Source organism: Bacillus sp. UNC41MFS5 (genome assembly GCF_000686805.1).
Map to the genome: position 1 here is coordinate 1 of NZ_JMLP01000037.1, position 21,668 is coordinate 21,668.

Here is a 21,668-nt window from a genome sequence, read left to right on the forward strand (position 1 = left end):
AAATAGTCTGGCAGCAATGGCGAGAAGGTCACACCCGTTCCCATACCGAACACGGAAGTTAAGCTTCTCAGCGCCGATGGTAGTTGGGACACGCGTCCCTGTGAGAGTAGGACGTTGCCAGGCTAACCCTTTGGGGTTATTTTTTTGTCCAAATTTGATCTGGCCTTTGGTCAAGAAACCTCTCTTTCACCATTAATTTTGGAGGATTAGCTCAGCTGGGAGAGCATCTGCCTTACAAGCAGAGGGTCGGCGGTTCGATCCCGTCATCCTCCACCATATTTTTCCTCGAACAAATGCCGGGGTAGCTCAATTGGTAGAGCAACTGACTTGTAATCAGTAGGTTGGGGGTTCAAGTCCTCTCGCCGGCACCTTCTTTTATGAGCTATTAGCTCAGTTGGTAGAGCATCTGACTTTTAATCAGAGGGTCGAAGGTTCGAGTCTTTCATGGCCCACTATTTTGAATTAATATGAAAGTGTCCGAAATTGGCGGGTTCAATTCCTGTGTACCTTTTTATATTTTGGGGCCTTAGCTCAGCTGGGAGAGCGCCTGCTTTGCACGCAGGAGGTCAGCGGTTCGATCCCGCTAGGCTCCACTTGTTAGGAAGACTCGAGTTTGGTTATGTGAATATTATAAGATGAAATAGCAAAACAAAGGGAATGGATAACCATTCCCTTTGCTTTTTTGCTCAAGAATTTAGATATTGAAAAATGGTCAACTAGATTCATATATTTAGGAAAATTAGAAAAGACATTGAAAGCATAAAAAGGACAAAAGCATCTGAATGGAACCATTCAGATGCTTTTTGTATTTATACAGGTTTATAACAGTTGTCGACATTCTTTTCAGTAGTTTGTAAGGATAAAGTCAGTAATGGTACGCATTTAGCTCACTTTTTACCAAACGTTTGTGTAGTGGCGAAAAGGCGGGAGTTTACTAGAATTGTGTAAGTTCAAGAGAAACCTATCTGATTTTGTGGGAAATTGGGTTATTTCCTGCGAAATATATTAACTGTTCTCGACAATTTTCTTTCCTGCTTGAGGGGAAAGAGTACTAATGTTCATTACTTGCAGCAGTTTTAATCAAACGTTTGATTAGTATCTCCTATACGGAATTTAGTCGAATGGATGTCGATTAGTGGTAATAGTGGTTCAAATGCTATTTAACGACATTTGTTTTTTCATTTTTCAACAGTTTATTTATGTAGATGGAAGGATTAACTCTTAATTATCAAGGGTTGGGACACTTTTAATCAAACGATTGGTTAAAAGGGAAATCTGAGGAAAATGGACGAAGTTTGTCATCTAACTGATTGTAATGGAGTAGAAGTTTGTATAGCTAAAAGTTTATCTGAATTAGAGTAATTTTGTTTTTCAGGTTAATGAAAAAAATGTATTAAACTCGGATTCAGTAATCTTACTTGTGAGGAAATACAATTAGGTGTAGAGTTTTTAAAAAAGACTTGGACAGAAAATGGAGTGAAGAAGATGAAAATTGGGATTATTGGATTGGGTGATATTGCTAAAAAAGCTTACCTTCCTGTTCTTTCGGAAAAAGAGGGTATTGAAATAGTGCTTTGTACAAGGAATAAAGACACGTTAAACAGCTTATCAAAAAAATATAGGATTCAAGAAAAGGTTCAGTCTGTAGAAGAACTGATCATGATAGGCATTGATGCAGCCATTGTGAGTACTGCTACAGAGGCCCATTTTAAAATAGCTGAAACATTACTAAGAAATGGGATCCATACATACATAGACAAACCGATATCGATGAATATTCATGAAACTGAAACCATTGTCAGGCTTGCAAAAGAGAGCGGTAAGATCGCTATGGTGGGTTTTAATAGAAGATTTATCCCGAAAGTCAAAGAGCTGAAAGAAAAGGGGAAAGCCAACCTAATTATCATGCAGAAAAATAGATTTTCAGCTCCGGACTTTGTACGAAGATTTGTTGTGGAAGATTTTATCCATGTTGTCGATACACTCAGGTTTTTGATGGATACTGAGGTCAAGGATGTCAAGGTAGAGTACCTTAAAAATGGTGAAATGCTTGACCATTTGGTCATCACGCTTATTGGAGAAGGGTGTACCGTTATCGGGATCATGAACAGAAATAGCGGGGTCACAGAAGAAATCATTGAATACATGACTGGACATGATAAATACGTCGTAAGCAGTCTCGTAGAAACAACTCACTATCATAATAAAGAAATAAATATTTCAAAATTCGGTGACTGGGAGCCAACCCTGTATAAACGCGGCTTTTATCAATTAGTAGAACATTTTATCGATTGCGTTCAAAATAATACCACACCTGAACCATCTATTGAAGATTCACTGATTACCCATGAAATTTGCGAGAAAATCGTGAAATATATTGATTCAGATGAATAGAAATGATTTCAAGATGTTCACATAACAAAAAACAATAAGGTCCATTCCAGACATTAACTGGAAGGGGCCCTATTGTATTGTTACTTCGTATTAACCGATAGGAATAAAAGGCAAAGTAATAGCTCCCATTATTACTGGGAGCTAACAAAAGTGCCTGTCACCACCCGCATTTTGTCAAATTCATCGACATTACTCGGGGAGTGACAGGCACTGTTATTAATGGAGCACATCTGTCCCAATCCCGTTACAGTAGGTCCCTATTTTACTGTTATCTTCCGCTTCACTACTGTCTTGTTTAGAGATTTGTCAGTAACAGTGTACGTTAATGTATAGGAGCCTTTTTTCTTTGTATTAACCTTTCCTGTTACTTTTATCTTACTTGTTAAACTGCCGTCTAAATTATCTTTCGCGGTTACCCCTTTTTTCGGATTGAAGGAAGATTTGTAACGAATGGTTTTCTTCTTAGCCCCGGAAATGACAGGCTTTGTGCTATCAATCGTAATCTTTCTCGTCACCGTGGTAACGTTATTTGAATTATCCCGGACTGTATACTTCAATGTATAAGTCCCCTTTTTCTTCGTATTAACGGTGCCGCTGACGGTCATTTTACTAGTCAAGTTACCGTTAATATTATCTCTCGCCGTTACACTTGTTCTTGGATTAAATGAAGAATTTAGTCTAATAGTTTTGTTCGTGGCACCTGAAATGATAGGTTTTACATTATCATATACAGTTATTTTTCTTATTACGGTTGCCACATTCATAGATTTGTCAGCAACCTTGTAAGTTAAATTGTACGTGCCTAATTTCGTCGTATCAACCTTGCCCGTCACTTGAATAGCTCTTGTGATCTCACCATCTACATTATCCAATGCTTTCACGCCAGTTAAAGCATTAAAAGTGGATTTGACCGGTATGGATTTGCTTGAGGCACCTGTAATGACTGGTTTCACCGTATCCTTTACCATATAAACTGAAGAAACATATCCTATCGCCTTACGGTCTTCGGTATGAACGGGGTACCATACATATTGATGTGTGGAGTCATATGTAAAATCTCCGTCAATAATCAATGCTGTATTTTTAGGTAATTCTTTGAGAATTTGTGTACCTGGTTTTTCTCGTAATTTAACACCCGACACCGTCGTTGCCACTCGGTTTCCAACTTTAAAAAAATAAGCCGAGTTGTGTACTGGGGCAGTTAGTGTGTATAGCAACCTATTAAACTTAATATTATCCGTGAGATCGCGATTATAGTAAAAATCAGTTGTATTAAATGGATACTTAGCTAGTTCGGTATCCCGTAAATAACTGAACTCTTCTATTTTGGCAAAAACCTCTTCTTGATAGGCATTGGTATTTCTTTCCCCGGTCAGCTGGTAAAGCGGACTGTTCACAGGCTTTGTCCCGTTGTATGCCAAAACAGCGAAATACCAATTTTCAATCACCTGGCGTCCTGCCCCACTGATTTTTGGCAAGTCCTTGCGTGAATACATACTGTTAAGAACTTTGACACCGGCCTCGATATTATAGACAATATCGTTTCTTAACTTCTCATCAGAGTATTCATCTTCATCTTGGTTGGTAAGCTGCATAAGACCGATACCGCCATCTGGAGACTCAATAGCCTCACCAGCAGCATCAAACTGCTCCCATTTCCCGTTTTCCTGTGTAGCCACGGCTTTTACCACTTCAGGAGGAATGTCAGCTTCTATTGCTGCATTCGTAAGTAAGCAATTGATTTGCTGAAAAGACGGATTGACGTTCGGTTTAATCTCACCGCATTTGGTGGATAAATCTGACTCTGCAGAAGCATTCCCATAGAACAAACTAAAAGTTAAACAGGTTAATATCCCTGCTTTGAAAAAAGGTAGTTTCACGTATCAAAACTCCAGTCTATGTATATTCTTTTCTATCATTATTCTAACATGATGACTAGTAATTTTGGAAGATTGATAGATTTTACGATTACATTTGGTACAAGTATTAGATAAATTAACTACTTTGATAAAAATAAGGCACAACTAGCTAAAATCCCACTAGTTGTGCCCTTTTGTGCTGCGCAAGACTTGCGATTGACCTCTATAAGAACTGTCCCCTTGGTTGTCTCGCTAATTCCCGTATGGACTGTATTCGACCTCGACCTTATCTTTTTCTTGGTAGGGTGCCAGCATAAAGGCCGCTTTAAGGATGGTATCTCCCTTATTGATTAAATAGTGGACCTTTTTTGGTTCCACATGAATAAAATCTCCTTGTTTACATTGGAAAATCACCTCGTCAATATGAATTTCTAGTTCGCCCTCTAAAATAAAGAAGTTTTCTTCCATAAAGTTATGATAATGTGCAGTAAAATCCTGTCCTGGCTGCAGGACAACGACACCAAAGTTCATTCGGGGTCCTTTTTGCAGGTACTTAGGACCGCTGTCACCAAATCGGTATTCTCGCTCATTCTCGTTAATAACAGTCATTATGTTTCACTCCTTTGGATGTTTTATAGCCCTGGGGCAATCCACATATGGTTTGTGTATCCTTGATCTGCTAGATTTAGTTGTACCTTGTACACAGCCTCCCACTTTTTATATAACTCTTCATAAATGAAGTGATTTGAATCGTTTGGTTCGAAGGTTTTTTCGAATTTAACAACTTGAGTAATAGCTTCATTAAAACTTTCATAAACGCCTGCTCCTACACCAGCACAAATCGCCGCACCTAGAGCTGTCGATTCCTTTACCACTGGAACTTTTACCTTTATATTCAAAACGTCGGCAACAATTTGGCACCATAGGTCACTTTTTGAAGCCCCGCCTCCAAAAACAATCGATTCTGGTGATTTGTTTGTTAGGTTGGAAATGATTTCGATATTGCCCTTTGTGACAAAAGCGGCATTTTCCATAATGGCCCGGTAAAACGTTGCTTTATTAAAGGAGCTATCAAACTTAAAATCTATGAAACTTGGTGCCGCATGTTTCCATGAAAAGTAGTTCATTTTATCAGAAAATGTGCAAATCATTCCATTGCAGCCTGCCGGTACTTGTTGTGCTCTTTTCTCCATTTGTGCATAAATGCTTTCCCCGCTTTCCTTCTGAAGAAAGGATTCAAGCTCACAAAACGTATCCCTGAACCATCTCATGATCAATCCAGGAAAGAAGGCGATGGCTTCATATTGCCAGGTATTTGGGATAGCATGGCAATTCACTCTTACTTTACAATCATCATTGATTTCTACCTGGTTAGTTGTATATTCATATTGCCAAAAGCTCCCGCCTAAAACAGCTGCATCTCCTTCATTGATGACCCCCATGCCAATGCAGCCTAATTGAGCGTCGCCGCCTCCTGCCACAACAATCGTTTGAGTGCTTAATCCAGTAAGTGCTGAGAACTTCTTAGTAACATGGCTAATTATGGATCCGCTTTCATTTACAATCGGAAAAATATCACTTCTAAGATTTACCTTCTCAGCAATGCTAGGATCCCAAACTCTTTTCTTAATATCGAAAAGACCAGTGGTGCAGCCATTAGAAGGTTCAACAGAGATCACATCGGTCATGCGGTAGGTAATCCAGTCGTTCAGCATCGTAACGTATCTAACCTTGTTATAGGTTTCAGGGATATTATTTTTTACCCATAGGATTCTCGGAATTGCTCCTAATGAAAAGGTCTGTCCAGAGATATAGTGAATGTCCGCTTCGATTGTGTCACTTATTTTACAAAGGTGAGCCACTTCATCGTTTGATCTTGAATCCACGTTGGCACAGGCCCATAATTCCTTTCCATTTTCATCGTATAGGACAATGGCTTCACGCATACTTGTGGTTGACATAGCCACAATGTTTTCAGGGTTAACATTACTCCTTGCTAAGATTTCTTTTATTAGATTGATGATAATGTCTATATTTTTCTCGATATCAAAGTCCATGGAGCCTGGATACCGTTTATCTTCATGATGGGTCCATTCTGATTGTGTAACAAATTGTTCATGGCCAAGTGTGTTAAATAAAATGACTCTGACACTGCCGGTTCCGGCATCAATCGCCATTAAGTACTTTTCCATGCTATCCAATCTTCCTTTCTATCATTATTAGGGATTCATGATCAGGAGCATTTCATTCGATTAGACTTTTGGCTACCACTTCATCTGTAATTAATACATCGATATAGCCCCCTTTTAGGGCGCCGATAATAGCCTCTCTTTTTTCAACTCCTCCAGCCACAGCAACCACATGGTTAAATGATTTTAATAAATGGATATCGGTACTAACCAGTTGCTTATGCAATGGAAGATCGAGAACCTGGCCATTTTTATCATAAAATTGGCTTAATAAATCTCCTGCAGCCCCCAATGATTTATAGATTTCCATTTCATGTGAGTTCAAATATCCTTCCTTCACAAGGGTGGCCCGTTCGTTTACTGCGCCAATGCCAATGATGGTGATCGTAGAGTAAGGGATCATTTCAAAGATTTTCTTGATTGGTTTTTCATTTATTAACTGTTTGGCGAGGTGTTCTGTAGATACTAATAATGGGGCAGGCATAATGTAATGGTTGTGATTCGGATTGGTGTAATAATCGGATGACGAATCTGTCGCTGTTGGAATGTAGAATTTTACACCTCCTGATAACGAGACGAAGGTGACTTTATACTTAGTTGAGATATTTAAATGTCCCAAGGTTCCTGAAACGGCTTGCCCATACCCAACATTAATCATGGTGTCGCTGTTAATTCGGTCTTCAATATAGTGGGCGGCGGCCTTTGTGAGACTATTTAACGGATTTTCGTTAGAGGCAGGGACGATATAAATATCTTGTAATTGATATTGCTGCTTGATTTGATTTTGCAAATCATTGTTAACCAATTTTTCCAGGCTAATTTTAAATTGGATAATGTTATTGGCTTTCGCGATATCTAGGTATTTAATCACTTTCATTCTAGATAGATTTAAAGACTCTGCGATCTCATTTTGTGTCATTCCTTCAATGTAATATTTCCATGCGATTTTTATAATAAGGCTATTTTCATATGACATGTTCTTCACTCTCTACAGTTTATTTTTGAAACAAAAGTTTTATGTTAAAACAATTGTGATACTTTTGCATGACGGTAAAACAAAGGTAACAGCCAAATCCCCTAAAGTTGTCATTCGATCACCCTTCTATATTGTAATAAGCATGTAATGAATATTATGCCGAGTTCATATAATTTACGGGGAATCATACATTAGGTGTTTTGGCTTATTTGTAAAAAATGTCAGCATCAGAGATATATAGAAGGTTTACTAGCTATTAATATGTTTAATCGTTAATAAAATGTATGAATCTGTAATAGGCTTATTAGTAAGCGGTTACAAAAATAGTACTAAGGCAGGGGGTCAGGATGAAAGCGCCGAGGAACTTAGTGAGATTGGAGAATATCAGGAAGGCCTTTAACCGAAACATGGTTTTGGAGGGGGTTTCATTAGAACTTAATGAGTCAGAAGTGATAGCTATTATCGGCGGTAATGGAGCAGGGAAGAGCACCTTAATGAAAATCCTCACAGGGATCTACAAGGCGGATGAAGGGGTTATTGAGATTGCTGGTGAAAAGGCAGATCATCTAAATCCTTTTTCAGCACATGAAAGAGGCATTTATTTAGTGCCGCAGGAACCATTGCTATTCCCGAATATGACGGTTGAACAAAACCTCACGATTGGATTTAGTAAAAATAAAAATGAAGTGAGAGAAGAAGCGGCAAAGCTCATTAAAGAATTAGGCTGGAATCTTGATTTGAATCGGTTAGCTGCTACATTGAGTATCGCTGAACAGCAACAGCTTGAGATCATAAAGGGACTTTTAAGAAAGTCAAAAGTGTTAATTCTGGATGAACCAACCTCTACCTTAACGTTTTCAGAAACGGAGTCATTATTCAAAGTGATTAAACAGTTGAAAAATGCTGGGGTTGGAATCTTTTATATTACCCACCGTCTTGATGAAGTCTTTCAGATCTCCACCCATGCCGTCATATTACGGGACGGAAAAGTAGCGCTTAAAGGGAAAATAGAGGAGTTCACGAAAGACATGTTGATTCAAGGGCTGCTTCCAGTTGGAAATGAAAATCATTACGAAGATCAGTTTAAAAGACGAGGGTCCACTCACGAGGGAGAAGAACCAATCCTTAAAGTTGAAAACATTGTTGGCGATGGATTTAAGAATATTAGTTTTGAAGTTTATAAGGGAGAGGTTGTGGGGCTTGCCGGGCTTGTCGGTGCCGGAAGAACAGAGATTGCGGAAGCAATTTACGGAATTCATCCGATTGAGAACGGAAGAGTCTATCTCGATGGAAAGGACATTACCAAGTTATCCATAAATGAAACGGTTGAAAGCGGGTTGGCTTATATACCGGAAGACCGATTTTTAAACGGTATTTTTTCAATCACTTCTGTGAGAAATAATATCACATCTCAAATTATTAAACGGCATGGTTTTTTTACCAAGAAAAAGTTAGAAGAACAAGTGGCCGATAAATATATTGATCGATTAAGGATTAAGGTGAATTCTGGGGAGGATGAAATCAAATCACTTTCAGGCGGGAATCAACAGAAGGCTGTGATTGCAAGGGCGTTATCCATGAACCCTAAATTAATCATCATGGATGAACCAACAAGGGGGATTGATGCGGCCGCAAGGGGTGACATCTATTCCATCCTGACAGAATTAAAAAGTCAGGGATTTTCCATTCTGCTCATTTCCTCTGATCTAGAAGAAATCGAAAGAATTAGCGACCGCATCTATGCTGTCTATCAGGGGACCTGCGATGTTTGCCTAAATGTAGACCAAATAAATGCGGTCAATGTAATGAAGGCAGCTTTTGGAACATTTAAAGGAAGTGATTAGACACATGCCAAGGGTTAGAAAAATATTCAAACAACGGGAGTTTAGAACTTTTCTATTTTTAGTCCTTCTATTTATGGTTGTGGGTTTTATCAACTCTGACTATTTATCTTTACAGAATATCGATCGATCATTGAAAAGCAGCTTGCTTTATATTGTTCTTGCCGTCGGGATGACCTTTGTTCTATTAACCAGGAATTTAGATATTTCAGTAGGTGGAACGCTGGGATTAAGTGCTGCTGTTTGCGGAACGATTCTTCGCGATGGAGGAAATATCTTTCTAGCTGTAATCACTGCCATACTCATTGGGGCTATCATTGGACTCATTAATGGATTTGGAGTCATCAAGTTAAAAATTTCTTCGTTTATTATGACTTTAGCGATCCTTTCCATTACAAGAGTGGTTCAAGTTATTTATACGGACGGAAAATGGGTAGAAAATATACCTGCAAATTTTAAAGAGCTATCGAATATAGACATCTTTGAAATTAATTTATTATCTTTCATCGTTATTGTGGGGGTCATATTCGTTCAGTTATATCTATCTAGGAGTAGTAAGGGAAGGTATTACAACGCTATTGGTGATAACAGAGACGGAGCCATTTCATTAGGAATTCCTGTGAATAGATATATTGCCTATTCCTTTGTCATTTCTGGTATCTGTGCTTCTTTAGCTGGAGTAATCTTTGTTAGTCAAATTGGCTTTGTCTCCACCAATGCGGGAGCGGGAATAGAGTTGACGGTGATCGCAGCCTGCGTTCTTGGGGGTGTGTCATTGATAGGCGGGATTGGAACGGTTGTTGGGGCAGCATTGGGAGCGATCATTTTAACGTCCATCAACTCTGCTCTGGTTTATATGAAAGTACCGGCCTTTTGGAATGATACGATTTCGGGTTCTCTATTGATCATTATTGTAGTGATTGATGCCCTGCTAGCGTTTCATGCGAATAAAAAAGCCAAGAAACTAAGATTAAATGCAAGGGTTCTGTAGAAGGAGGTGTAGAAATGACATGTTAAATAAAATCCCGAAATGGAACCTTACCTTATTCGTCTTGATTATTGCTGAAATAATCGTTTTTGGGATGATTAATCCAAGATTTTGGAATGTCACGATCTTGTTAAATAGCTTTAACGATTTTATTGCGATTGCCATTATTGGCTTTTTTGTCACACTGGTCGTTATTACAGGAGGAATAGACATTTCAGGCGTTTCGATTATTGGATTAACCTCCGTTGTCACAGGTCTTTTGTCGCAAGTGGTTGGGATCAATATCTGGGGCTCGATCCTTTGTGCCATTTTAATTGGTGGGTTATGCGGCCTTCTCAATGGAGTTCTTATTGCTTATGGAAGAGTTCAAGCGATGGTCATCACCCTTGGCGGCATGCTTTTATATAGCGGGATAGCCATTGTGCTGGTGGGATTGTCTGGTGTAAGTACCTATGAAGGGATCTCGGGCTTCCCTGAAGATTTTAGCAACATTGCAAATGGAGAGGTCATGGGAATCCCTCATGCTGTGCTTCTTTTTATTATCATGTTTCTCATTGCTTATATTCTCCTGCACCGCACAAGGTATGGCAGATATATATACTTGACAGGAATTAACCAAAAAACAGCTGATTACTCGGGAATCACTACGAAAAGAATCATTGCTAGTTCATACGTCTTGTCAGGGTTAAGTGCCGGTGTTGCAGGGGTTGTATTAACTTCCTATTTAGGCAGTGCGAGAGCTGATTATGGCGCTGAGTATCTAATGCCCATTCTAACTGTCGTTGTGTTAGGAGGGACATTCATCACAGGAGGTAAAGGGGGTGTTGTAGGGACAGCGTTAGCTAGTATCATATTAGGATTTATGCAGATAGGATTACAAATGGCCGGGGTCTCCACCCAATATATCGGATTAGCTACTGGGGTTCTTCTTATCGTATCTGTTGCATTCTTGGGCATAAATCCAGAGTTCAGATTTAACATGAAAAGGATCTTAACACAAAAACAACATATTGGGGGTTAGGTACAGTGAGAAAAATAAAGTCTATTAAAATAGTAAGTATTTTGGCGACTCTGACATTATTATTAGCTGCCTGCGGTTCCAATGAAAACTCTTCCGGAGACGGGGGTAAAAAGAAAGATTCTAAAGATATTCAGGTGGTTTTCATTCCAAAAATGACAGGGAACGCCTTCTTTGAGTCTGGAAACGATGGGGCCCAAGAAATGGCCAAGAAGGTTGGATTTAAAGTGAAGTACGATGGTGCCCCTGAAGGTACGGTTGCGAATCAAGTACAAATTATTAATAGTGCCGTCAATAGCGGTGCTGATGCGATTGCCATTTCTTCCGTCTCTTCTGACGGTCTGAATCAAGCATTGAAAAAGGCATTAGATGCAGGCGTTAAAGTTGTCACATGGGACTCAGATGTTGATCCTAAATATCGTTCTGTTTATGTAGACCAAGGTACACCAGATATCCTAGGAAAAATGCTTGTCGACATGGCTGCCCAGCAAATGGATAAACCTGATGAGGCTAAGAAAATTGCCTGGTTCTATTCCAGCCCGACAGTTCCAGACCAAAACTCATGGGTTAAAGCCGCAAACCAATATATTAAAGAAAAATATCCAAAATGGGAATTGGTTACAACTCAATTTGGTGATGCAAATGAACAAAAATCATTACAAGTAGGAGAAAGTATTTTAAGTTCTTATCCTGATATTGATGCGGTTATTTGCCCAGACTCAACCGCTCTTCCGGCAATGGCACAAGCGGCTGAAAATAAAGGATTAAAAGCGGATGATGTCATAATAACAGGATTTGCTTCTCCAAATTCAATGAGACAATTTATTGAGAATGGAACGATTACTAATCATGGGTTGTGGGATGTAAAGGATCAAGGTGCTCTTGCTGTGTATGTGGCTTATTGGTTGGCTCAAGGAAAAGATCTAAAGGTTGGGGATTCGTTGGATGTTCCTGATATGGGTTCTGTGAAGGTGGAGCCGAATACGATCCAAGGCTATGATTATACGGCAGATGATTCGGGGATTATTGTGTTGCCTGAGCGGATTGTGTTTACGAAGGATAATACGAAAAATTACGATTTTTAATAGTCAATTAGAGTGCTTGTTATAAAGGAGTGATAGAAGTGGCTGATAGAGATGGCAACAAAAATGCAAAGGATTATTCTGAGAGTATACCGTTCGCGAACAATGGGAATTACCATGTAAAAGGTGCAAACAATTATGATTGGGGAATGAAGGATCGGTTATCCAGAATCTTTAACCCGGACACTGGTAAAACGGTCATGTTAGCGTTTGATCATGGTTATTTCATGGGACCTACGTCAGGGCTAGAAAGATTAGACCTGCTGATTCCTAGATTAGCAAATTATGCCGATTGTTTAATGGGGACTAGAGGGGCTATACGAAGCAGTGTCCCGCCGACCTTTAATAAAGCGATCGCCCTACGAGCTTCCTCGGGTTCTAGTGTTCTCCAAGATGACCTGAGTCATGAATCCATGGTCGTTGATATGGAAGATGCGATTAAGTTGAATGCAAGTGCAATTGCCATTCAAACATTCATTGGAAGTGATGGGCAAAAGGAAACCATCGAAGAGTTAAACCGAGCTGTTAACCTTGGCTCAAGATACTCCATTCCAACATTAGGTGTGGTAGCGGTTGGTAAAGAAATGGCGCGCACCACTAACTTCTTCTTGTTAGCGACAAGAATGCTAGCTGAATTTGGTGCACAAATTGTTAAAACGTATTACTGTGACGATTTTGAAAAAGTTGCAGCAGCTTGCCCAGTCCCATTAGTCGTGGCAGGCGGTAAGAAATTACCAGAAAAAGATGCCCTTACACTGGCCTTCAACTCTATCCAAGGTGGAGCAGCTGGTGTGGATATGGGAAGGAATATATTCCAATCTGAATACCCCGAAGAAATGATTCAAGCAGTTCGTAAGGTTGTTCATGAAGGGTTTACTGACAAAGAGGCTTTTGAGTTTTACCAACATCTCATAAACTAAGTTCCATTATTTTGAGAGTGACCATGGGGACGGTTATGGTGGTCACTCTAACCTCAAAAAAAAAGCCAGGAGAACCGTCCCTGTGGGTTATTCCTGGGAGCTTGCTTCACTTACAAGATCTTCTTCTTTGAAGTTATTCAGGATGAAAGTTTCTTCTTCTGCTTTGCTCAGGATTCCATAAGCTTTGCCGACCGTCCCTCCTTGGTAGGTCCAGAAATAATTGTGGTCATCATCTACTTCAGAAAAAGTGCCTTTTTTCCATTTATCTAAAATGGCTAGCAAATCATCCTTTTGTTCGAACTCACTGTTCTCCACAATGGTATAAACTTGATTGATTGTATCGGAAATCATTGGAATGGCTCCCCATTTTTCTTTTGCTTTCACTTTTTGATGCGTCATTTTGTGCATCACTTCGATAACCGCATCTTGTGAACTACTGTCATTAATCCCGATATCATATTGAACTCCGCCGATTTTGGCTGTCTGTTGCTTGTCTCCTTTCTTTTTCTCTTTATTGACAGTATCTTGAACAGCTTTCGCTTCTACTTTCTCAGATTTCTTTTCAGGATCGTTCCCATTGCCGGCTAAATTAAATCCCCCGTATTTTACGCCTATTAATACGGTCAAAATAACCCCAATTATGATTAATACCTTATTCAAATCATTCCCCCCTGTTGGTATTGGATAGTTCTAACTTAACAAAAAATTCAGAATCATTCTAGTTTATTTAACTAACATAATCCCTTCAAAGAAGACAGCTATCGACATTTAGACTTAATAATTTAGTTATTATGGTGCGAAGATTATTGGTCTCTCACGGCTCCTATGGGAAGGGAATGCCAGCAACCACAAGAGATGTCCCTCTGGAACACAATAGACATAGTTGAGACGCAATTTGTTTAATTTTATCGAAAAGGGTGAGTTTTTAACTGGTGGAAAATGGTAGAATAGTAGAGCCGTGATTAATGTTTGAGCTTAATTTGGGGGAATTTCGAGTGAGTAAGGGGAAAACAAAAAAACAACAAAGACAATTAGAAGATAGTATCAAATTGATACTTTTATTGGCGGCTGGAGCTTCCTATTATTTTACCCAAAGACTATATGTAACACTGTGGGTTGTAGGAGTGGTCATGATACTAATTATTGCTCTAGTTGTATTACAAAATAAAAGGCAAAAAGAGAGACTAAGAAAATCTGGAATCAAAGATATTGATTCTATGGATGGCATACAGTTTGAATATTATTTACAGGAACTTTATCTATCAAGAGGGTATGAGGCAGAAGTTACGAATGCCAGCGGTGACTATGGTGCAGATTTTTTACTTAATAATGGCGGAAAAAAGATTGTTGTTCAAGCAAAACGCTATTCAAAGGATGTAGGCTTTTGCTTTTAGAATCATTCGTTTAAAGGTAGAACGTGAGATTCCATTAAGTTTATATTCTTCGTGAATCGCTTTTAAGACCGTTCCAATTTTGGCATTGCACACACCAGGTATTTTTGCAGAAAAACGAACCAGCCGCTTCAACCCAACTAATTCTCCTTTAGAAAAATCATGCTTGTGGACCGCTAACCATATCTCGATATGTGTATTCATTTCCTTCAGCGAACTAAATTGGGAAAATTGCTCGAATCCTTCAATATTGCCTGACTTTAGACCCGCCATTTCCTAACACCCTCTACGCTTATATAGTGCTTTCTAATCGTCAAATCAACAATTCCAGCACCTTCACAATAGCGGTTTTGGCAGCACGAATCGAACGACTAAAAATCAAATTTGGAGCCGTTTTTGAAGACATCCCTCGACAATCTTTTTGGTCAATTAGAGAGGGAAAACTATATGTGGAGCGTGCGGAGGTATATTTTAACCAAACGTTTGTGTAGTTTCGAAAAGGCGGGGTTTTAGTAGAATAACGGAAGTTTGGAAGAAACTGATCTTTTTCTGTAGAAAAGTGGGTTATTTCCTGCGGAATTTTCAAGCGCATCTCGACAATCTTCTTGCCACCTTTGGTGGTAATTGCTTCTGACGTAGTACTTGCATCCGATTCAACCAAACGTTTGATTAGTATACCCTGTTTGGTATTTAGTCGAAATAGTGCCATTTTGTGACGACGACCAGGTAGCCATGGGGAAGGTTCTGTGGGCTACTCTAACCTTAATAAAAAGCCATGAGAACCGTTCCTGTGGCGTTTTGAGATTATCTTTCTTTGTGTGTATGTCCAGATTTCCCCTCAGTAATTACACGATCAATATCAAGATAGGGCTTCCCCTGTATTGCATCATTAGAAACAATTTTGATATTTTCCTTGCGATTGTCTTTCATCCAAATACTACCTCCAAAATTTATTATTAAATTATTTCATTGCATGTTTGTTAGTTTGTACAATCAATAGATATTAAATACTGTATAGAATGGCAGGTTTAAACACTAAAAAAATCTTAAGATTTACATTAGGAGGTTGTTAAAATTTGATGCGTATCTTTTTCTAATATCAATTATAAGGGGGGGATATAACTTGAACTGTGCATCCGATTAGATTGAACAAGCTTACTTTATCAAAAAGCAGCGTAAAACCCTAGCTTCAGATATGGGGATATAAGCTGTATTTTTTTCGATTTTTTTTAGGATAATACCAGTAATTTTACTATACATCCTTTGGGGTTATTTGGTATAATGAGAGTATAAACAGAACGTTTGTTCTGATAATGAAGGGGGGGAATAAAATGTATCGATCCTATAAAATACAAATTCAGCCGGAACATGAATTGTTTGACTACTGTGACTCCCTCTGTTTTAAAGCGAAAAACTTGTACAATATCACCAACTACTATATTAGACAGGTTTACACAGCTTTAAAAAAAGAAACAAGAAATGAAAATCAACTTCAAGTTCTAACAGATATTCAAGACTATTTACCTCAAATGAATCAAATTCGTCTAAAAAGTTTTGAGAGAGTCAAATCTAAGCCTAAAAAAGTTGATAATAATGGTCATTTTTTGGAGCCAAAACTGAATCTATTTGAAATGCCCCACCCAGAGAAAGCTTTCCTTCCCTATAACTTTGTAGAAGCACTATTTAAAGTGATGAAACAAACCGATTACGTTTCTATGCCCTCTCAGTCCAATCAACAAACAATCAAAAAGGTCTATGATGATTGGAAAAGTTTCTTCGAAGCCTCAAAGAAATATAAAACCAAGCCTGCTAGTTTTTCAGGAAAACCAAAGATACCTAAGTATAAACCGAAGAATGGACGTACGACAGTTTATTTAACCAATCAAATTACCAAAATTAATTATGGAAATGTGCTTTCGTTACCAGGAACTCCTCTTACATTAAAACTAGGAAAAATCGCACATAATGATGGTAAACTACAACAGGTGCGTATTGTCCCGTCCTATGGTCGGTATGTGATGGAAGTTGTTTTTAAATGTGAACAGGAAAAGGAGATCAAACGATCAGAAGACCAATTAAATGAGTGGATATTTGAGCCGAAACGAGTAATGGGGATTGATTTGGGCGTTGATAACCTTGCAACTATCATTGATAACACGGGGCGAAAGCCTCTGCTTATCAAAGGCAAATGGTTAAAATCGATCAATCAATACTATAACAAATTAAGAGCCAAATACATGAGTATCCTTCGAAATGGAAAAGGACCAAAGGAAGGGAAGTTTAACACCACGAGATTAATTTCATTAGACCGAAAAAGGAACAATCGAGTCATGGATTTTTTGCATAAGGCCAGCGCGAAAGTGGTAGAAATTGCGAAAGAAAGAACCATAGATACGATCATCATTGGAAAAAATGAGGGTTGGAAGATGGAGGTTGAGATGCAAAAGACTAGTAAACCAACCTTCATACAAATCCCATTTTTCACTTTAATAGGAATGATTCGATACAAAGCAGAGCAACATGGAATTCAAGTCATAGTCCGAGAAGAAAGCTATACCTCCAAGTCTAGTTTCTTGAATCATGACCCGATTCCAACCTACGGGGAAGAGCACCAAACTAATTTTAGCGGATATAGAAGCAGTCGAGCTTTTTACAAAATCAAATGCTCAAAGATTTTGATCCATGCGGATGTGAATGGAGCTTTGAATATTGTCCGTAAACATACCAAGGATGCCTTCGAAGGAATGGAGATAAAACAATTCCTTCAATCTCCACAAAAAATAATCATCATGAAGAAAAGAAAGGCAAAGCTGAAGGCCTCGGCCTGATGTAGTAGCGGGACTTGTGGTAGCCCTCGTAAAGACAATGGGCTTAACAGCCTATTCTTTCGAAACCCCTAGCTTTAGCTATGGGGATACTCATTGGATATAATAAAGGGTATGCGAAGGGGAAAGAGAATGATGTTAAAGTGATTAAATTCCCTAATCTACTAAACATGAGTGAAAGTGATGTGGTAGATCTTCGTGATATGGTACGAAGCTCTTCCTACTCTAAAGTAGTCATGATGGTTACTTATGCACCAGCTCCTGGCAAGGGTGGAAGTGCTACTTATGATTATGAAGTCATTATGAAGGCAAATAAAAAGAAGAAGAATTAATTAAAATCTTAGAAAAGCTGCCCTAAAATAATTTCTTTGGGGTAGCTTTTTTTGTGTCTAAGTGGAGGAGTCTTTCCGACTAGTTCCTCTCCTGAAATCAAGCAAGATATTATCAGTAGAATATATATGTTCAATAAACATGCGCCCTAATTCCAAAAAGGAATTAGGGCTATTTCAATTTTGAACAAATAAGTTTCATTAAAAATAAAATTCTCTCATTTAATCGTACATTGATTTCTATATATACATAATAGTAAAAAATATGTCAGACCTCATATTTTTCAGACAAGGAGTGGATCCAAATGAGTAACTTTTTACCCGTCAATGGATTAACAAAAGTGCCTGTCACTACCCGTATTTTGTCGAATTTATCGACATTTCTCGGGGAGTGACAGGCACTGTTCTTAAAAGTGTCAAACAACACTATTTTTAACGGCATTGCTATCACTGACATCGGGGTCAACTATATTATTGGATGAGAGATTGACAGGGGACAAGTCACCGAGTACTTCTCCAAATGCCTGATTTCGCTTATAGGATATAAATTGGTCAATGATTTGTAACGACCCCGTATTTGCAACTGCTCCATTGTCAACGCTGTTAACCTTAACGCCCAACACATTGATGACCATCGGAGAAATAAAAAACATGTAAACACTCCTATTTTTTAATGTCTACCCCAAGCCCAGGACGATGGAACAAATTGCTATAGGATACTTGATTTTACGGATGAACTATCAACAACATCATTGTCCAACACCCAAGAAGTTGACGACAGAATCGGGCAAAAGTCTCCGTTTTGTTCTCCAATTCCTTGATTGCGCTTATAGGAGACAAACAAGTCCAGGTGCTGGCTTGGCCCTAGATTCACAACTGATCCATGGTCAATGGCATTAATTTTTATCCCCAAAATGTTAAGTGTAGCAGGCGCAAATGTCATGGTCTCACTCCTATGGAAATGGAACTTTGGCCGCCGTTTCAAAGGTAGAGTTGGAATCCAGTTGATCACGGTCATCAACAAAACTTCTTGTACCGAGAAAGTTGCTTCCGTCTCCCATATTTTGGCCTAAACCCATATTTTTTTTGTCTGAATTATGCCATTCTGCTAGTAGGTTTTGCCCGACATTGATGGCTGAGGCATTCTCAAAAGAGTTTACCTTTATGATATTGATATTGATGTTGATGTAAGGAACCGGACCAGACATAAAACCCTCCTAAGCATTTTTATTCGTTGTTTTTTGTGACATGCTATCCTGAAGCTCATTATCAATGGTTGAAGAGATGGTGAAAGCTCTCAGAGTACCATCTGCCAGTTGCTGGCCAAATCCTTGGTTTTTCTTTGCACTTACATTTTTGTTTTGAATCAAAGTTGAATTAAATGAAACTGTATTTAAATGATCAACATTATTCAGTTTTATACCTTTTAAATTTATCGTTGTTGGTAAAAAGAACATAGATCAGAATCCTTTCCATTCAGCTCCCGGGATACTTAAAGCCTATGCTGGACACATAATGATTATGTTAGGACATTAAGTGTAGAAACCAGTAATATGAACAGCGTTATATTTTTTTGGAATTTTTTAAGTAATAATCCTTTTTCCATGAATGATTTGATAAATCATAAATACGATGAATATAGGATGCACTTTTATAAATGGACCAGCTTTATACTTCTGAGGGGGATCCATACATGGATATGAATAAGATGTTACAATGGATGGATTTAGCAAAGAATTATCAATCCAATGACTTTTGGAGTGGTATTTTTGAGCAGCCCTCCTTTGATGAATTTATGAAAAGTAATTTTGATTTTGGACAGCCCGGAGAGGCAAAATCAGAACCTGTGAGGGGAAAAAATTTTCCGCCAACCGATATCTATTTGACAGACAAAGAGGTTATATTGGTCGCCGATCTGCCTGGTTATTTAAAAGAAGATATCCAGTTGTCTGTATCAGGTATAAAGGTATTAATAAAAGGAAGCAAAAAAAACCTCATCCAAGGGGAGGTGGTACAGCAAGAAAGAAATACTGGAGATTTCGAGCGGATTATCCAGCTTCCGGAACCTGTGCTGCCCAATCAAGTTAGTGCAAGGTTTAGCAATGGCTTGTTGATTGTTTCTTATAAACGGCATTATTTTAATGAAGAGCAGGTGCCAATCGATTAATCAAGCTTCAAGCATTTCATACGATGGTTGTAATAACGGAAAAATAAATCATAGTTTGCGGGGATTTACTATGCCTATTAAAGGGATATTCGGCCGAAATAATGAGGAAAATTCGATAAACGGCACAAATGATTACGATAAGCAAATTTTACGGATAAACACACTGGAAGTCCAAGTGAAAAAATTATTAGAATTTGAAAAACAAATTCGGCTCTCGAAGTATGGGACTGACAAAATTGTGAAAGACAGGAACTCGTGGACCGAGCAGAAAAAAGTGGATGCAAATAAGTCCGAACAGGAGAATCACTCAAAAAGGAACGTTGAAAATACTCTACAAGTACAAAAAGTCAATGAGCTGTCACAAAGGATTGACAACCTTGAGAAAATGGTTCGAGAAATGATTGTGTCACAACACGCTAAGCGATCAGAAAGAGATATGGATGGGGGTATTTATCGTTCTAGGGAAAATAGGAGCGATGTGCCAGAACAGAGTGACGCCCTCTCCTCTCTAATAAGCAGGAGAGTCCGTGAGCTGGAGAAGAATTATGAAATGGTTAATGAGGTACAAGCTGGGATACTCACTCAAATCGAAGAACTAGTAGAAAAGCATAATCATATGTTGGGGAAGTGGGAGAAAACGGAAAGTGAAGAAATACAGCAAAATCCTATTATTCAAACATTATATATTGATAAATTTTTTTTAGATAAATATGAGCAAACCAATAACTTTGGCCAGATTGGCATTCATGCGTTGAGCGGTGCCCTCAATATTGGAGCGACCTATGGAAAAGATGTTATACCTAGAAGAATAACAGAGGAAGTAAAAGAGGAAATCGAAAAGATAAAGGCCGACATGGGGGAAATGGAAAAACCACCAACTAGTACAGACGAAGCGGACAAGCCTCCAAAAGATGAATCATCGGACGAGGGGGAGGAACAGTACATTGAGATTGAGATTGAGTGAATTCAGGGGTCAGACCCCCTGAATGTGACTCCTGAATGCGCTTAACGAGTGACCTTTATTTTATGGTGATTTTACAACTACCCTTAGTGTCTACACCTACCAACTGAACCGAATACTTGTTGCTTTCTGCTTCTAAGCTGAATTCACCTACATCACTGGAACTAAAGCTTTTCGAAAAGCATTCTCCCTTCATGCTTCTCAACTCGATCGTTAAAGATTCCTTTTTTACCACTACCGAATATGTTGGCTCTTCAAAAAAGGACATGAATGGGAAGTGCATAATTAAAATCACAATATCTGATGTAATAGGCTGTATTTCCATAATGGTTTTAGGAATATCCATCGAACGCTTACAGCAATTCATAGAAATTTTCTGGAGAAAAAACTGCCTGTTGCAAAATGAATATGAAAGTGTTATTATATAAAAGTTGCTTTTAACAGCGGTCCTATTAGTTAAAAGCGATAGCGAAATAAGTTAATTTATTATATTGACATAATGATAGAGATTCGATATAATAACAAATGTCGCTTCTGACAAACAAGATTGTTCTTTGAAAACTAAACAAACAAAATCGTGCAAACAAACAATATTAATCGTGTTTCTTCTATTAATATAGTAAGAACACGAGCCAACGTAACAAATGAGCTAATCAACTTTCTTGGAGAGTTTGATCCTGGCTCAGGACGAACGCTGGCGGCGTGCCTAATACATGCAAGTCGAGCGA

General features: G+C 38.6%; 24 protein-coding genes, 4 tRNA genes and 2 rRNA genes. 17 read left to right on the forward strand and 13 right to left on the reverse strand.

Going from position 1 to position 21,668, the window contains the following annotated elements; genetic code table 11:
* Positions 1-6: 6 nt before the first annotated feature.
* The 6 genes from rrf (at position 7) to BR30_RS0115410 (ending at position 2,394) form a co-directional block, all read left to right on the forward strand.
* Positions 7-123: ribosomal RNA gene (gene rrf, locus BR30_RS0115385) — 5S ribosomal RNA — on the forward strand.
* Between the two features lie 77 nt (positions 124-200).
* A tRNA-Val gene (locus tag BR30_RS0115390) sits at positions 201-276 on the forward strand.
* Between the two features lie 19 nt (positions 277-295).
* Positions 296-368 (forward strand) — tRNA-Thr (locus BR30_RS0115395).
* A gap of 11 nt (positions 369-379) precedes the next feature.
* Positions 380-452: transfer RNA gene (locus tag BR30_RS0115400), tRNA-Lys, on the forward strand.
* A 68-nt stretch (positions 453-520) separates the two neighbouring features.
* Positions 521-593: transfer RNA gene (locus BR30_RS0115405), tRNA-Ala, on the forward strand.
* 892 nt (positions 594-1,485) lie between these two features.
* The gene (locus BR30_RS0115410; RefSeq protein ID WP_026565772.1) at positions 1,486-2,394 is read left to right on the forward strand and encodes a Gfo/Idh/MocA family protein; all 909 of its coding nucleotides are present in this window, start codon (positions 1,486-1,488) and stop codon (positions 2,392-2,394) included.
* Positions 2,395-2,651: 257 nt separating this feature from the next.
* Here the strand turns inward: BR30_RS0115410 and BR30_RS35980 are convergent, their stop codons facing one another.
* From BR30_RS35980 to BR30_RS0115430, 4 genes are all read right to left on the reverse strand, one after another.
* On the reverse strand, positions 2,652-4,274 hold the full coding sequence (locus BR30_RS35980; RefSeq protein ID WP_081825474.1) for an immunoglobulin-like domain-containing protein: 1,623 nt from the start codon (positions 4,272-4,274) through the stop codon (positions 2,652-2,654).
* A gap of 231 nt (positions 4,275-4,505) precedes the next feature.
* Entirely contained in the window at positions 4,506-4,862 is a 357-nt protein-coding gene (locus BR30_RS0115420; RefSeq protein ID WP_026565773.1) for a cupin domain-containing protein, read from the reverse strand.
* Positions 4,863-4,885: 23 nt separating this feature from the next.
* On the reverse strand, positions 4,886-6,445 hold the full coding sequence (gene lsrK / locus BR30_RS0115425) for an autoinducer-2 kinase (protein ID WP_026565774.1): 1,560 nt from the start codon (positions 6,443-6,445) through the stop codon (positions 4,886-4,888).
* A 52-nt stretch (positions 6,446-6,497) separates the two neighbouring features.
* Positions 6,498-7,361 carry a sugar-binding transcriptional regulator gene (locus BR30_RS0115430; protein ID WP_231507727.1) on the reverse strand — a complete coding sequence of 288 codons (864 nt, stop codon included), beginning with the start codon at positions 7,359-7,361 and terminating at the stop codon, positions 6,498-6,500.
* 431 nt (positions 7,362-7,792) lie between these two features.
* Here BR30_RS0115430 and BR30_RS0115435 point away from each other — a divergent pair, with 431 nt between their 5' ends.
* The 5 genes from BR30_RS0115435 to lsrF all read left to right on the forward strand — a co-directional run bounded on the left by BR30_RS0115435 (position 7,793) and on the right by lsrF (position 13,267).
* Positions 7,793-9,262, forward strand: a complete 1,470-nt coding sequence (locus BR30_RS0115435) for a sugar ABC transporter ATP-binding protein (RefSeq protein ID WP_231507728.1) — start codon at positions 7,793-7,795, stop codon at positions 9,260-9,262.
* 73 nt (positions 9,263-9,335) lie between these two features.
* A complete protein-coding gene (locus BR30_RS0115440; protein ID WP_231507729.1) occupies positions 9,336-10,250 on the forward strand; it encodes an ABC transporter permease subunit in 915 nt (304 codons plus the stop codon).
* Between the two features lie 19 nt (positions 10,251-10,269).
* Positions 10,270-11,268 carry an ABC transporter permease gene (locus tag BR30_RS0115445; RefSeq protein WP_026565778.1) on the forward strand — a complete coding sequence of 333 codons (999 nt, stop codon included), beginning with the start codon at positions 10,270-10,272 and terminating at the stop codon, positions 11,266-11,268.
* 14 nt (positions 11,269-11,282) lie between these two features.
* Positions 11,283-12,350, forward strand: coding sequence for an autoinducer 2 ABC transporter substrate-binding protein LsrB (gene lsrB, locus BR30_RS0115450; RefSeq protein ID WP_081825476.1), 1,068 nt, complete (start codon positions 11,283-11,285; stop codon positions 12,348-12,350).
* 38 nt (positions 12,351-12,388) lie between these two features.
* A complete protein-coding gene (gene lsrF, locus BR30_RS0115455; protein ID WP_026565780.1) occupies positions 12,389-13,267 on the forward strand; it encodes a 3-hydroxy-5-phosphonooxypentane-2,4-dione thiolase in 879 nt (292 codons plus the stop codon).
* A gap of 87 nt (positions 13,268-13,354) precedes the next feature.
* Here the strand turns inward: lsrF and BR30_RS0115460 are convergent, their stop codons facing one another.
* A complete protein-coding gene (locus BR30_RS0115460) occupies positions 13,355-13,927 on the reverse strand; it encodes a DUF6241 domain-containing protein (RefSeq protein ID WP_026565781.1) in 573 nt (190 codons plus the stop codon).
* 335 nt (positions 13,928-14,262) lie between these two features.
* On the opposite strand from BR30_RS0115460, the gene BR30_RS33640 reads away from it, so the two are divergent.
* Positions 14,263-14,661, forward strand: coding sequence for a restriction endonuclease (locus BR30_RS33640; RefSeq protein WP_051633642.1), 399 nt, complete (start codon positions 14,263-14,265; stop codon positions 14,659-14,661).
* On the opposite strand, the gene BR30_RS0115470 is transcribed toward BR30_RS33640, so the two are convergent.
* The 3 genes from BR30_RS0115470 to BR30_RS38440 all read right to left on the reverse strand — a co-directional run bounded on the left by BR30_RS0115470 (position 14,635) and on the right by BR30_RS38440 (position 15,588).
* The gene (locus tag BR30_RS0115470) at positions 14,635-14,931 is read right to left on the reverse strand and encodes a hypothetical protein (protein ID WP_026565782.1); all 297 of its coding nucleotides are present in this window, start codon (positions 14,929-14,931) and stop codon (positions 14,635-14,637) included. The genes BR30_RS33640 and BR30_RS0115470 overlap by 27 nt on opposite strands.
* A gap of 40 nt (positions 14,932-14,971) precedes the next feature.
* Complete coding sequence (locus BR30_RS0115475; protein ID WP_026565783.1) at positions 14,972-15,367, reverse strand: hypothetical protein; 396 nt, start codon at positions 15,365-15,367, stop codon at positions 14,972-14,974.
* A gap of 95 nt (positions 15,368-15,462) precedes the next feature.
* The gene (locus tag BR30_RS38440; RefSeq protein ID WP_269320616.1) at positions 15,463-15,588 is read right to left on the reverse strand and encodes a hypothetical protein; all 126 of its coding nucleotides are present in this window, start codon (positions 15,586-15,588) and stop codon (positions 15,463-15,465) included.
* A gap of 401 nt (positions 15,589-15,989) precedes the next feature.
* Here BR30_RS38440 and BR30_RS33645 point away from each other — a divergent pair, with 401 nt between their 5' ends.
* Both BR30_RS33645 and BR30_RS0115490 read left to right on the forward strand, forming a co-directional pair.
* Complete coding sequence (locus BR30_RS33645; protein WP_051633643.1) at positions 15,990-17,486, forward strand: RNA-guided endonuclease InsQ/TnpB family protein; 1,497 nt, start codon at positions 15,990-15,992, stop codon at positions 17,484-17,486.
* 80 nt (positions 17,487-17,566) lie between these two features.
* A complete protein-coding gene (locus BR30_RS0115490; RefSeq protein ID WP_155928651.1) occupies positions 17,567-17,815 on the forward strand; it encodes a hypothetical protein in 249 nt (82 codons plus the stop codon).
* 413 nt (positions 17,816-18,228) lie between these two features.
* On the opposite strand, the gene BR30_RS0115495 is transcribed toward BR30_RS0115490, so the two are convergent.
* The 4 genes from BR30_RS0115495 to BR30_RS0115510 are packed head-to-tail and all read right to left on the reverse strand — an operon-like array spanning position 18,229 to position 19,269.
* Positions 18,229-18,465, reverse strand: a complete 237-nt coding sequence (locus BR30_RS0115495) for a hypothetical protein (RefSeq protein WP_026565785.1) — start codon at positions 18,463-18,465, stop codon at positions 18,229-18,231.
* A 56-nt stretch (positions 18,466-18,521) separates the two neighbouring features.
* On the reverse strand, positions 18,522-18,755 hold the full coding sequence (locus tag BR30_RS0115500) for a hypothetical protein (RefSeq protein ID WP_026565786.1): 234 nt from the start codon (positions 18,753-18,755) through the stop codon (positions 18,522-18,524).
* Positions 18,756-18,765: 10 nt separating this feature from the next.
* Complete coding sequence (locus tag BR30_RS0115505; RefSeq protein WP_026565787.1) at positions 18,766-19,020, reverse strand: hypothetical protein; 255 nt, start codon at positions 19,018-19,020, stop codon at positions 18,766-18,768.
* A gap of 9 nt (positions 19,021-19,029) precedes the next feature.
* Positions 19,030-19,269, reverse strand: coding sequence for a hypothetical protein (locus tag BR30_RS0115510; RefSeq protein WP_026565788.1), 240 nt, complete (start codon positions 19,267-19,269; stop codon positions 19,030-19,032).
* A 236-nt stretch (positions 19,270-19,505) separates the two neighbouring features.
* Here BR30_RS0115510 and BR30_RS0115515 point away from each other — a divergent pair, with 236 nt between their 5' ends.
* The gene (locus BR30_RS0115515) at positions 19,506-19,979 is read left to right on the forward strand and encodes an Hsp20/alpha crystallin family protein (RefSeq protein ID WP_026565789.1); all 474 of its coding nucleotides are present in this window, start codon (positions 19,506-19,508) and stop codon (positions 19,977-19,979) included.
* A 70-nt stretch (positions 19,980-20,049) separates the two neighbouring features.
* Positions 20,050-20,943 carry a hypothetical protein gene (locus tag BR30_RS35260; RefSeq protein ID WP_026565790.1) on the forward strand — a complete coding sequence of 298 codons (894 nt, stop codon included), beginning with the start codon at positions 20,050-20,052 and terminating at the stop codon, positions 20,941-20,943.
* 55 nt (positions 20,944-20,998) lie between these two features.
* Here BR30_RS35260 and BR30_RS0115525 read toward each other — a convergent pair whose 3' ends face one another.
* The gene (locus BR30_RS0115525; protein WP_026565791.1) at positions 20,999-21,307 is read right to left on the reverse strand and encodes a hypothetical protein; all 309 of its coding nucleotides are present in this window, start codon (positions 21,305-21,307) and stop codon (positions 20,999-21,001) included.
* A 292-nt stretch (positions 21,308-21,599) separates the two neighbouring features.
* Here BR30_RS0115525 and BR30_RS0115530 point away from each other — a divergent pair.
* Positions 21,600-21,668, forward strand: a 16S ribosomal RNA gene (locus tag BR30_RS0115530); the annotation flags it as partial.